This is a genomic window from Chlamydia felis Fe/C-56 (assembly GCF_000009945.1).
Classification (GTDB): Bacteria; Chlamydiota; Chlamydiia; order Chlamydiales; family Chlamydiaceae; genus Chlamydia; species Chlamydia felis.
Genome location: NC_007899.1, coordinates 1,009,051 through 1,021,623 on the forward strand (window position 1 = coordinate 1,009,051; position 12,573 = coordinate 1,021,623).

A 12,573-nucleotide genomic window follows, 5' to 3' on the forward strand; every position below is an offset into this window, starting at 1 on the left:
GTCATAAAAACGTCTCATCTTTAATATCCATGCGAGTTTCTTTATCCTCATTACAAAGATTTTTTTCTTCACCCTTGCCTATAAAACAAATTATAGAAGCTTGCGATCGTATAGGGATTGAAACTGAGATAGAAACACTTCTTACCTGTTCTTTCTCCTCCATCGTCACAGCAAAGGTGTTAACAACCCTTCCCCATCCTAATGCGGATAAACTCGTAATCGCCACTCTCTTTGATGGACAAAAAGAATACCAGATAGTCTGTGGTGCTCCTAATTGCCGTCCTGGTATCATAGTTCCTCTAGCTCTTCCAGGAGCAAAACTTCATGATAGTGAGGGCAAAGCTTTCACAATAAAAAAATCCAAAATTCGTGGTGTAGAATCCCAAGGCATGTGCTGTGGCGCCGATGAATTAGGATTCCCGCATTTGCAAACTTCGGACCGAGGACTCTTTGAGTTTCCTTTAAACACCCCTTTGGGAGAAAGCGCCTGCACCATCCTTGCCGATACTTTGATTGAATGCTCCCTAACTCCTAATCTAGGTCACTGCGCCTCCCTTCTAGGCCTAGCCAGAGAAATTACCCATGTAACAAATGTGGAGCTTGTTCTTCCGAAAGAATTCTCACTTGCTCCTCTAGAAACTAATGCAGAAGAAAATCCTGAGCATGATCAAAATCTTTGCCCCATCTTTTGCTGTGTAAAAATTTCTGGAGTATCTTCAGAAACCTCTCCCCAAGAGCTACAAAACGCTCTCGGCGAACTTAAACAAAAATCTATAAATTCCATCGTAGACATCACCAACTACATCATGTTGTCTTTAGGCCAACCCTTACATGTCTATGATGCCCAATCTGTGGATTTCGATTCCCTAAGAGCTCAAAAATCACAGGAAAAACACACTGTAAAACTTTTAAATAACACAGAAGTCGTTATCTCTGAAGGAATACCTATCATTTGTGATAAAAACCATACAGTAGGTTTAGCGGGTGTTATGGGGAGTTTAGATTCTTCTTTCATCGAAACGACAACTGATATTGTCTTAGAAGCTGCGTATTTTTCTCCCCAAGCCATACGTGCTTCACAAACTCACATTCCTCTACATTCTGAGGCTGCGTACCGTTTCACAAGAGGTATCGATCCCAACAACGTTCTTCCTTCATTGTATGCAGCTATTCACTACGTTAAAAAGTTGTTCCCTAATGCTAAGATATCACCGATCCGTGTTTTGGGTGCCGCTCCTCAATCTCCATCTCTGACATTACGTACAGATATGATAAAAAGGCTCCTCGGGATCTCGTTAAGTGATTCTCAAGTCGAGGAAAAGCTTGTTTCTCTAGGATTTACTGTTACTCCTCAAGAAACCGGCAGTTTATTAGTACATGTCCCCTCCTATCGTCATGATATTCATGAAGAAGTAGATCTTGTTGAAGAAATTTACAGAACACAACCATGGAAAATAGAGAGTAGAAAAGCTCCAGCTGTTTACACTCCTATGTACTCTTTGAAACGAGAAGTGGTAGATTTCTTAGCCAACTCCGGGTTGCAGCAATTTTTCACCTGTGACCTTTTAGATGCAGAAACAGCGGCATTAAATAGGCAAGAAGCCGATTACATTTCGTTACAGGGATCCAAACAAGCTACTGTATTACGCGATTCTCTACTTCCTGGATTATTGAAAAGTACCGCAACGAATTTAAATAGACAAGCACCGTACGTACATGCTTTTGAGCTAGGGACTACGTACTCAAAGAAAGATTCCAAATATCAAGAAACACAGAGTTTAGGAATTATCCTATCTGGACAAGCTGAAGGCTTATCTTGGATATCTCATGAGCGTCCTTTATCGTTTTATTCTATAAAAGGCTGGCTGGAACGATTATTCCAGTATTTTCATATTTCTTCCCAGGCCTATACACTCCTTCCTAGCGATAATCTAAATTTCCATCCTTATCAACAAGCGGAGCTCTATCTTCACAAGAATATGTTAGGGAGATTTGGAACATTACATCCGCAATTGTGTAAGAAGGCTCAAATTAAACATTCTGTATTTTTTGCTGAGCTCTCTTTGGATGTTCTTTTGTTTATGCAAAAGAAAGCCATACACCTATATAAACCGTATCCTATTTATCCTTCTTCATTCAGGGATATTACACTTACAGTTCATGAATCTGTACCTGCGAATTCTTTACGCAAGAAACTTTTAAGTTTCCATTCTAAATGGCTTGAAAGTGTTTCCATTATCAGTATATATCAAAATAAGAACCCCGATACTCAGAATAAAAATGTTTCCCTACGCCTTGTGTTCCAAGACAAGGAAAGAACATTATCTAGTCAAGAAATAGAAGAAGAACATGAGCGTTTACTTGCTATGCTTAAAGAGCAAATAGACGATACAAAAGGAATGATCTATTCATGAAACAGCTGCTTTTTTGCATTTGCGCCCTCTCTTTCTCATGCTTTACCTATGGGTCTGTTCTAAAACAAGATTCCTCGGTTATGAAGGAAACCTTCCGAAATAACTACGGAATTATCGTATCGGGGAAAGATTGGGTAAAACGGGGTTGTGATGGAACAATCACTAAAGTTTTAAAGGATGGGTCTACCCTTTATGAAATTTACGTTCAGGGTCTTCTTCATGGCGAGATCACATTAACATTCCCCCATTCTACAACTCTATCCGTAATCAAAACTTACGATAGGGGAAGACTTGTTTCTTATAAAACATTCTTCTCTAATGGTCTACCCTCTAAAGAAGAGGTATTCCAAGAAGATGGATCTCTCACTGTTACCCGTTGGCCTGAAAGTAAAAACAATGATACAATTACCGATCCTTATTTTATTGAGACCACCTATCAGGGACGTGTAATTGAAGGGAGCTATTCTTCATTCAATGGGAAATACACATCAACCATTCGCAATGGAGAAGGTGTACGCTCAAACTTTTCTCCAAATAACGTTCTTCTTTCTGAAGAGGCCTTTAACGACGGTTTTATGGTAAAAAGAACGACATTCTACGCCACTCGAGACCCCGAAACCGTCACCCATTATGTTAATGGCCAACCTCATGGATTGCGGCTAACTTATCTCCCAGGGGGTATTCCTAACACTATTGAAGAATGGCGTTATGGATACCAAGACGGAACGACAACAGTATTTAAAAATGGTTGTAAGGCTGCAGAAATTCCTTTTATAAAAGGATGCAAGGAAGGATGTGAGTTACGCTACAATGAAGAAGAAGTTATTGCCGAAGAAGTATCTTGGAGAAATAACTCCCTCCATGGTATGAGAAAAATTTATGCCGCCGGAATTTATAAATGTGAGTGGTATCATCGCGGACGCCTGGTCTCAAAAACAAAGTTCGAGAGACTCAATAATGCTGGATAATATAGTTTGTTTTCATGTCCGAGAATCTTTACCTAGTTTCCGACGATTCTAAATTTTCCCTATCGCAAGCCTGTTCTCAAGGCTTGCAGATAGCTAAGTACCCGCCTCTCCAAGTCATAGTTCACTTCCAAAACAATACCGTCATAAAAACTCAGCTTTCTATAGCTCCTGTATTTTCCTGTTTATTTCTTGGTCCCGGCTCACATAAAGCTATGGAAGAAATTGTCCTACTATGTGCTAAGTATTCACAGAAAATTGCCATTCCGCAATCCTCTTATATCAATACATCCGTGTTGTCTGGACAGCAGGAAACAATTCTGAATAGCGTTGCGCAAATTCCTTTCGGGCAGACGCGCACATATAAAGATATCGCCAGAGAAACCGATACGCATCCACGTACAGTAGGATCCGCGTGTAAGAATAATCCCTTTCTTCTATTCTTCCCCTGTCATAGGGTAATAGGAAGTAACGGCGAACGTCATTACTGTGCTGGAAAACAAATCCAAAATATTCTTCTGAACTTTGAGGAATCTTTAAGTTAGTCCTGCAGCTTAGGATCCAAAGCATCCCGAACACCGTCACCTATCAATGCTATAGCAATAAGCAATGCGGTAAGCATGATAGCTGGAGGCCAAAGAATCGCGCTCTCTGATGGGAAAGCAGTCACTCCTTCTTTCATAAGATTTCCCCAAGAAGCGGAATTTTCCTCACCAAGGCCTAAAAATGTTAGACTCGTTTCACAACTAATCATGGCCATCACAGAAAAGGGCAAAAGAGAAATGATCGGCACTATGGCATTAGGGAGTATCTGATGCACCATAATATGGTAATTACTGTAGCACATGTTCGTAGCAGCCAACACATAGGACATATTGCGTTGTTTTAGAGTTTCAATCCTGACGTATCTGCTAAATCCCGTCCAACCAAAACACCCCAGTAATACGGTATCTAAGATTAAGGATTTTTTCTGCGTTATAGAAACAACCAGCATCAAAATAAATAACATTGGCATAGTTTCCCAAATTTCGGTGAATCTAGAAAGAACTATGTCCGTGGTTCCTCCAAAATACCCAGAAACCAAACCAATAATGGTACCGATCAACAAGGCGATAGCTACGGCAAGCCCGCCAAGAACCAAAGCAACACGAATACCGAAAATCAAGGAGGCTAAAAGATCCTTACGGTTAATTCGGGTAAGCTGCCACCAACGGACATACTTGTTCATTTCTCGAGAACCTCCGGCATCGTCTTCCCAATGAAAAGTACTCAATAACGGACTGATAAGAATGCGCAGTTTTTCAGATTCTTCATTAATCCACGCGCGCTTATCTTGGATAAAATTAATCGCACTATGAATTTTATTATATTCTTCAAGGACCTGACGCGTACTTATCAAACGCTTGCGGAAAGGCTTGGCTTCTTCTTCTATCGAAGAATACATTGAGAGTAAGCCTTCATGATGATCTTTATTATACAAGGCCAGATTTAAATCATGTTCCACTCGGGTTAGAGACATAAGAAAAGGACGGTACTCATCAACAGCTCTATGCCAATTTTGTAAAGAAGACTCGTAAGAAGTACTCAACTTATCTAATCTTTTCTGTAGTCGCTCTAAACAAATCTGCTCATTTTTTATCTGTGAGAGATGTAGCGTGGGTATTTGTGAGCCTCGGGCTCCCTCATAAGCTACGCAAAACTTCTGTAATTTCTCGTGCTGAAGTTGGCGATATTTTGACTTTATCAAAATCCCCAACTGCTCGTACTTGCTCATATAAGTCCTTTCTAATTCCCAAGTACGTAGATCTTTAGGGAGCAAAACTAGAGTTTCTTCTTTGCTATTTGCTATTTGCGAAAGGATTTTCTCTGCACGTAATTTCTTCAGATTTTCATCTACAGAAGGATCCTGGATATTACCACGATAGACAAAAATAAAACCGGAGACTTGTACTATGGCTAAAATGCCCAGAATTACTTTGCGTGCATTTCTCTTAAAGAACTTACATCCTATAAAGAAAAAGGGCAGAGTCACCATCAACACATTAAAAAAGAGATCGATAGCCTTAGTATAAAAACCAGGGAACCACAAGTATCTAAATAGGGGGAAAAACAGAGAACCTTCCCACTGCACTAAAATGGGTTTACTGCTAGCAAATAAAGGAGCATAAATCCCGATTAGAGACAAGACTATGACAAATTTCCAAGATAACGAAGCCAGGAAATTTTTTTTATAAGCTTGAAAAAATCTCTGGAGAAAAGAAGTCTGGGATTGCATTTTCTAAATCCTCCTACCTTCTAGCTGTACTCTAGGGTCTAATAACACGTAACAAATATCCCCTATTAAATAGCCTAATAAAGACAGTGCAGACCCAACAAGCACAGAAAATAACACTACGTTATGATCACGATTTAAAATAGCCTGGTAGAAAAATTTTCCAAACCCATCAATATCAAACAAAGTTTCTACTATTAAAGCACCTCCTAATATCGCTCCTAAAGATGAAGCTAGAGGAGTAATCAGAGAAGAAGCAGCGCTCTTTCCTACATGCTTTACAAGAATATCAGAACGAGACACTCCTCGAGCGCGTGCCGCACAAATATAATCTTCACCTAGGATTTCTAAGAATATGGATCTGCTTAATCTCGACTGAGAAGCAAATGCTCCATAACTTACAGCACAGAAAGGAAGAAAACTATGGGTTAAAGTGTCTAGAATCTTGCCGAAAGAACTCAATTGATTAAAAATTTCTGGAGAAGACTGTAGTCCGCTATACGGCATGGGTATAGAGGTAAAGGGTATGGTTTTATTAATAACAAACTTATCAATAATCCAAGGAACTGCGACAAAAACGGGAACAGAAAAAAGAAATAGGAATATAAAATTCAATGTATGATCCAACCATTGATTCCTATTTAACGCCATAATCATTCCAAATACCTGGCATAAGACAAATACCAAGATCATAGGAAGGACGGAGAGGGTTAATGATGAACGCAACCGTTTGACAACTTCAGACACCACTGTCTTATGAGGATCGTTACGTAATGTCCCGAAATCCAAACGCAAAACACGAGACATATAACGGGAAAAACGCGTCTCTAAAAGCAGTGTTTTCCAAGAGAAGCTTTTATAGGAAAAAGTTTCCATTCCTCCTTCTTTATGAAACCATTCTTTTAAAGAACTCACTTTTATTCCTATATCTTCTTCGGCAAGCAGCTTTACAAGAAAGCTGTTGTTTTTAGAAACTTTTTCATTATAGGCGTATTGCTCTGGAGATAACCCCGAGCCTACGATTCCCTGCCGGATACCTCCGCGAATAAATAAATCCGCAGCAACATGACGATAGGAAGGACTTTTCGTATTATCACTAGCTTCAAACAATAGTGCTGGCATAATAAATTTTGCCCTATCGCCCCAGTAAATCTTTAGCTTAGATGACGATAGTGTCTTGGTTTTATTCTGAAAGCTATCTACGATTTCCTGAATTCCCATTTTTACTTTAGCGTGAGATATGCTCGGCCGGGTATTAAAGAAAATGGGTAAAGTCAATCCGTAGTGCTCCCGAAACTGCAGGTAACGATCTGGCCCCTTGTACGCGCGAATTTTATCGGATCTCCCAGCCTCTCCATGAGCATCTACGGATTGATCTTCTATAACATCTCCTGGAGCTGCATTAAGTATGATAAAATTAATCGAAACGATTGCAAAAAGCGTCAGAGGAATCAATATCAGACGTTTTAAGATATACTTGAGCACTCTTCCTCCTTCCTGTCTAGCCAAACCGTGTGAAGATTAACCATTTCGTCTTGAGCATCAGGGATCAAATCAGTTCTCTGTTTAGGAACAAAGACGTTTTTCACGTAATCTTTATAGAGCAAAGAAAAAGTACGAGAGTATAAGAAAGCGTAGGGAGATTCTTCATGAATAATTTCGTGGAAACGGTGGTATAAATCCATCCGTTTTCTTGCGTCATATTCATAACTAAGTTGATCTATAATTTTATCGGCTTCGGGATTGTGGAAACCAACAATATTCGCAGATCCCTTCTCCATAGCACCTTCAGAATGCCAAAGAGCTCGGGGATCTTCTGGAGGCGCCCCTAGACACCAACCAGAGAGCATAGCATCGAAATTTTTTTCTTCAACAGCTTGAGAAAGGTCGGCAGTATCTAATCCCAACAAACTGCATTCTATACCGATCTCCTTACAGACCGTGGCTACGTATTCTGCAATAGTCCGACCTGTGATGCTTTTTACATAGTAACATAGGCGGAAACGAAAAGGAATAACGGCTCCATCTATGACTTTTTCTCGAATGCCATCACCGTCAGCATCTACCCAACCTTCATCTTCCAATATACGTATAGCTTCTTCCGGGGAGTGGTGCCACCCCTCTACTTTTTGATTATAGGCAAGAGAAAAAGGCGAAAACGGTCCGCTGATTACATGAGCACGACCGTCTAGACATTCTTCTATAATTCTGTTTCGATCTATGAGCATATTCATAGCACGTCGCACTTGACGACTCTCAAAAAACAAAGAGTAGCAATTCCAGCCAATATAAGCATAGGAACGATCTGGGTAAACCATTTCACGAATGGCTTCACCTCTAGCAGCTTGATTTTTATAGGCCGGGGTTCTCATAAAACTTGCAAGATTATCTATATGATTCGGTGGGAGGTAGGCTAAATCCAACTTTCCCGCTTTAAAATCTTGAAATAGAGAGTCGGTATTGTCCTTAATGTAGACATAGCGCTTCTCCACGAGCGCTTCCAAAGGATCATAATGGTTTGGATTCCTCGTAAAAACAATCTTTTCATCATCCATCCCGGAGAAACAAAACGCACCACAGCTAACAAGATAATTCATGGACCAGTGCGAGGCAAAGTTCTGAGCCCATACAGAATCTTTACGATAGGTATCGGGATCAGAATCATCTTTAACGATTTTCTCTCCGTTAGCAAAATATTGATATACAAAGCGAGGCAAGGGATTTAGACATAAAGTGTTAAAGAAAGCTGAGTACAGAACCTTCTTCTCCTCTTTCCCTTCTTCATTTACAAGAGTATGAGCTTTCCATCGCACCACAAATTTTAAATCATTTTCTACTGTAACAGACACAATATCTTCAAAATACGAACGCAAAGCTACTGCGCGCATTTCTGCAATATAGGGATTCATTACAGCATCGTAGTAGAATTTAAAATCATGTGCTGTCACGGGATGGGGTTGCATGAAATCATCAGCTAACTGCACATGTTTGGGGAAACGAGTCGGATCAATAGGCTCCCAATATACATTTGGGCGTAAATAAATATGAAACTCGCGATCACCTGAGCCGTCTGCAACACCGCGCTCTTCTATTTTCAAAGCTAGCGCTGGAGAAAATTCCTCATGTTTTCCCACATGAGCATTTGCCAGTCCGGGAACGCACAGATCGTATAATTGTACGACATAGGCATAGCAGTTAAAAGGACTCAGATTATCGGGTTTCCCCACATGAGCCGTACGCAAAATACCTTTGGGGACAAACCCATCTCCCACAAGATTCGCTAAAGTTTTTCCCCTATAAGGATCTGGAGAAAGTAGATTGGGGTAACGGGGATCTCCCACTTCTGAAAGATTATTAGCACAAGTAGCTACGGATAACGCCGAAGGATGTACTGTATTAGAAGATCGTGCTGCATTATTTTGCTTCACAATACTAAGTAATTCCTGGATGTCTTCTTGTACATCCCGAACTTTCATTTTGATTAACTTGACGTCTTTTTCAAGTAAATCAGATGACCAGTATAACAAAACCAAAGAGGCAATAACTACACACTTTAAAATTTTGTCTATTACACACCGTTTATTCATATAAAACAGATCCTCTGCCAAAGACTATTAAACTCTGACAGTTCCTGAAAAACATGTCTTTCAGCCTTTAGGCTTTTCAAGACTCTCGTGCTCAACTATTATAGCAAACCTCGACAAAAGCAGCTAAAAAATTCAAGCCCTCTGAGTTCTATCAAACGACAAAAAAATTATTTACCCGTTAAAATAACGCAAAAAAGCACTCTAAGTTTATTTATAGAAAGATTTCCCCTTTTTAGACAAACTCCACTTCGTTGCTTAGGACTCTATTTAACCGAAAAACCTAATAAAAAAATTTTAATACCATGAGGACACATGAACTAAGAAGAAGTGCCCTGAAGTTCAGAACAGAAGCTTTACCAACTCTGGTTATCTCTGTTTTGCCTTCCCAAACATTTAAAATACGATCTGAATTAGGTCTTTTGAATTAAACTTTTCATATATTAACCGTGAATCAAATAAAGCACCTAAAAGCACCTCTTAATCAGATCTTAAAATAAAACGAAAAATCCTTTTGAAAAGGTTTTAAATAATTGTCTTTATTAATGCAATAATTTTAATCCCCGTGGAAACCTTCTCTGTAATACCCCACGAAGCTTTATTCCTATTTTAAAATAAAAAAGACAGAATATTGGAATCTTTGTTATTTCTCATATATTCCCAAGAATAATTCCCCTTCAGAATCATCTAGAAAGCCTATCAAGGATTGGGAAATGCGCAATAACATCCTTACAAAGGCTATATCAGGGAATTTTATGATTATCAAGAGAATCAAAGCTTGGTAATTTGCAAACTATATTAAATTGAAAGAGAACTAGAGGAACTTTTTATAAAGCAATTAGAAAGTATTTTTACGACGAGAAACAGGGGGGCCCCCCTGTTTCCTCAACACAAGAGAAGAAACTCTTATTCCTGATTTTCGGAACCATTGGCTTCTGATCCGCCAGTCTCATTTCCGGACTCAGTTCCTGTCTCGCTGCTTTCGCTCACCTTTACATCATCACTATCATCGGCAAAAACAGCTGTTCCTAAAGAACATGAAGAAGCCAAAAGAAGAGTTAAGATTAATTTTTTCATTTTTATTCTCCTTGTTGTATATGCCAGAAAAAATACATCCTCACCATGTTTAGAAGACTTCGAAACATGGGCAAACTTACTCCAGCATAAAGGTTTTCGCGGATTTTATTAGGAAATAAGAATAATGCGCAATTAAAAAACTATGACATCTGGATGTGAATCTATATATTTCTCTCTGTAGCAGGAATAAATAAATCCTAGATTATCTTGTAAATTAAACTGTTAGATTTTTGATATTTTCAAATTTAGATACAGCCGATAATACTGTGGGAACCATTTTCTCCAAACTTGAATGATACTAGATGAAGATAAATCCTGTTATTTCTAACCATTAGAATAAACAATTTCAATCTCATGAATTACTAACCAATCTGCATATCTAAGGCAGTCTTAGCAAGATTTTCTACTTATACGACAAAAAAGATCATCCAGGAATTTTAATAGACTTGAGAACATAACTATTCTCGATACAGATAGGAGAAAAAATAGGCGTAAAGTATGTTTGAAATCATAAAAAGGATCTTCTTAAAAACCGTGTATCTAAAAGACCCTTACAAGAGTCTTTTATTATACAGACGTGGGAGCGATTTCGAAAAGGATATCTAATCTTCCCAGCATTCTCCTCCGGTGCAAGAACCCTCAGTACTGCCTCCTTCTTTTTCTTCACTATCTTCTAAACAATAAACTTTATCAAAAGACGTTTCACAACCAAATACACGCTGTGCAGAACAAGAAGTTAACAATAACAACGCTAGCATAATTTTTTTCATTTTATTCTCTTTATTTTACATTAGGTTAATCGTGCGTACACTATTTTCTGAATAATAAATACACAGGCAAATAGTCATTACACTGAATAAGAAGAGTCACTTTGACTCTTCTTTCTGCTGTGGCAATAGGTAGATACCGTAAAGAAGAATCAGAATACCCAGGAGTAAAGAAAGTATCGCCACAGGAATAGGCATTAATCCTAAAGAAACACATCCTAGAATAAACGAATCAGAAATAGCGCATGATGTAAAAGCAAGATAGACAGCTCCGGATCCACATAAAGCTAAAACTAGGCCAAAGATAGCCACAATACTTGCTATTTCATAACGGGCACGAACAGAAAAGCGTGCTCGCCATGAAACACTCATCCTGTCGCAAAGCCCGTTTCGCATTACTGTATCGCTACCTACATCAGCACTTTTCATACGTAAGATGCTCTATAAACCAAGAGAACTATTATAAAGAATGAGAAGAAAAATTAATAACCATTGTATTCTATCCCATAGAATTTAATTAGTTTTCTAGATCTCTTGTAATCTCTTTTTTTTAACTCCTCATATATGCGTAAGCCTTTCGCATTCATCCCTTGTTGAAAATAGAGAATGCCCAATTTAGTCATTGTCTCTACATCTGCGGGCTTTAACTTAAGAATCATCTCGTATTCTTGAATCTCTTCTAAAGGCATTTGCAAATCATGATAACTATAGGCTAATTGTGTGTGTACCCAAGCATTACCAGGAGCATAGTCATTTAAAATTTTAAATTCCTCTATGGCGCGTCGGGCTGTTGTGAAAAATTTTTCTCGAACTTCTTCCCCGTATCTTCCTGGGGGGACCCAGTAATTAGAATCAAATTCGGGATATTTTCTTGGATCAGCATAGAGGCCTGAGAGGGCTACGTAGGCATCCGCGAGAGATACATGAGCTCCGAGGTCTACGGGAATGGATTGTACTACTTTAATGTAAGCATCTATAGATTTTTGCAGTAGGCATTCTCTAAACAGAAAGTAATCTTTCCAGAAGCAAAAACAACTAAAATTCCTCATAACATCTTGCTGAGGAAGAAAATTTAGCATACTAGACAAAAGAGTGTATTCTTGATTTTGTAAATCTATAGCGAGTTTTGTAGCTGAAGATGCTAGATGCGTTTGCTCTTCAACAACGTTTTGTTTTCCCTTAAACAAAGCTTGAGCATCTCTTAAATAGCTGGTTGCGAGATTTTCAAAAAAATCGGGTTTCCCCGACAGTATATACATACGTGCAACGAGGCAAGCAAATAGGGTCAGAAAAAAGCACGCTAAGCAAAATGCTGGAACGATAGTTTTCCCTGAAAACAAGAAGAAATATAGGAAGACTCCCAATTCTACAGCCATTAATAATACAGATCCAAATAACAGCAGTCCGTATCGGATAAGGTATTGGCGTAATTTTTGGTGTGTTTTTTTACATAAAGCTTCTAGAGTCGGGAGAGCATTATTTAACTTCATGTAT

Annotated in this window: 10 protein-coding genes; 3 read left to right on the top strand and 7 right to left on the bottom strand. The window is 38.8% G+C overall.

Going from position 1 to position 12,573, the window contains the following annotated elements:
• Positions 1-29 precede the first annotated feature (29 nt).
• From pheT to CF_RS04320, 3 genes are read left to right on the top strand one after another with little or no spacing between them, the layout of a single operon-like run.
• Positions 30-2,414, top strand: coding sequence for a phenylalanine--tRNA ligase subunit beta (gene pheT / locus CF_RS04310; protein ID WP_011458407.1), 2,385 nt, complete (start codon positions 30-32; stop codon positions 2,412-2,414).
• Positions 2,411-3,382 (top strand): toxin-antitoxin system YwqK family antitoxin, encoded by a 972-nt coding sequence (locus tag CF_RS04315; protein ID WP_011458408.1) that lies wholly within the window; start codon positions 2,411-2,413, stop codon positions 3,380-3,382. Before pheT ends, CF_RS04315 begins: the two co-directional genes overlap by 4 nt.
• Before the next feature lie 14 nt (positions 3,383-3,396).
• Positions 3,397-3,924 carry an MGMT family protein gene (locus tag CF_RS04320; protein ID WP_011458409.1) on the top strand — a complete coding sequence of 176 codons (528 nt, stop codon included), beginning with the start codon at positions 3,397-3,399 and terminating at the stop codon, positions 3,922-3,924.
• On the opposite strand, the gene CF_RS04325 is transcribed toward CF_RS04320, so the two are convergent.
• The 7 genes from CF_RS04325 to CF_RS04345 all read right to left on the bottom strand — a co-directional run bounded on the left by CF_RS04325 (position 3,921) and on the right by CF_RS04345 (position 12,569).
• Positions 3,921-5,654, bottom strand: a complete 1,734-nt coding sequence (locus CF_RS04325) for an ABC transporter permease (RefSeq protein WP_011458410.1) — start codon at positions 5,652-5,654, stop codon at positions 3,921-3,923. The genes CF_RS04320 and CF_RS04325 overlap by 4 nt on opposite strands.
• A gap of 3 nt (positions 5,655-5,657) precedes the next feature.
• A complete protein-coding gene (locus CF_RS04330; protein ID WP_011458411.1) occupies positions 5,658-7,136 on the bottom strand; it encodes an ABC transporter permease in 1,479 nt (492 codons plus the stop codon).
• The gene (locus tag CF_RS04335; protein WP_011458412.1) at positions 7,118-9,238 is read right to left on the bottom strand and encodes an ABC transporter substrate-binding protein; all 2,121 of its coding nucleotides are present in this window, start codon (positions 9,236-9,238) and stop codon (positions 7,118-7,120) included. The genes CF_RS04330 and CF_RS04335 overlap by 19 nt, the downstream gene beginning before the upstream one ends.
• A 903-nt stretch (positions 9,239-10,141) precedes the next feature.
• Entirely contained in the window at positions 10,142-10,312 is a 171-nt protein-coding gene (locus tag CF_RS05275) for a hypothetical protein (RefSeq protein WP_173023628.1), read from the bottom strand.
• Between the two features lie 602 nt (positions 10,313-10,914).
• Positions 10,915-11,082 (bottom strand): hypothetical protein, encoded by a 168-nt coding sequence (locus CF_RS05280; protein WP_173023629.1) that lies wholly within the window; start codon positions 11,080-11,082, stop codon positions 10,915-10,917.
• Between the two features lie 96 nt (positions 11,083-11,178).
• On the bottom strand, positions 11,179-11,508 hold the full coding sequence (locus CF_RS04340; RefSeq protein WP_011458414.1) for a hypothetical protein: 330 nt from the start codon (positions 11,506-11,508) through the stop codon (positions 11,179-11,181).
• 53 nt (positions 11,509-11,561) lie between these two features.
• Entirely contained in the window at positions 11,562-12,569 is a 1,008-nt protein-coding gene (locus CF_RS04345; protein WP_011458415.1) for a tetratricopeptide repeat protein, read from the bottom strand.
• Between the last annotated feature and the right edge of the window lie 4 nt (positions 12,570-12,573).

Coding starts and splice junctions, on each gene's coding strand:
- CF_RS05275 (WP_173023628.1), bottom strand. CDS start 10,312: ATGAAAAAATTAATCTTAACTCTTCTTTTGGCTTCTTCATGTTCTTTA.
- CF_RS04320 (WP_011458409.1), top strand. CDS start 3,397: ATGTCCGAGAATCTTTACCTAGTTTCCGACGATTCTAAATTTTCCCTA.
- CF_RS04325 (WP_011458410.1), bottom strand. CDS start 5,654: ATGCAATCCCAGACTTCTTTTCTCCAGAGATTTTTTCAAGCTTATAAA.
- CF_RS04315 (WP_011458408.1), top strand. CDS start 2,411: ATGAAACAGCTGCTTTTTTGCATTTGCGCCCTCTCTTTCTCATGCTTT.
- CF_RS04335 (WP_011458412.1), bottom strand. CDS start 9,238: ATGAATAAACGGTGTGTAATAGACAAAATTTTAAAGTGTGTAGTTATT.
- CF_RS04345 (WP_011458415.1), bottom strand. CDS start 12,569: ATGAAGTTAAATAATGCTCTCCCGACTCTAGAAGCTTTATGTAAAAAA.
- CF_RS04340 (WP_011458414.1), bottom strand. CDS start 11,508: ATGAAAAGTGCTGATGTAGGTAGCGATACAGTAATGCGAAACGGGCTT.
- CF_RS05280 (WP_173023629.1), bottom strand. CDS start 11,082: ATGAAAAAAATTATGCTAGCGTTGTTATTGTTAACTTCTTGTTCTGCA.
- pheT (WP_011458407.1), top strand. CDS start 30: ATGCGAGTTTCTTTATCCTCATTACAAAGATTTTTTTCTTCACCCTTG.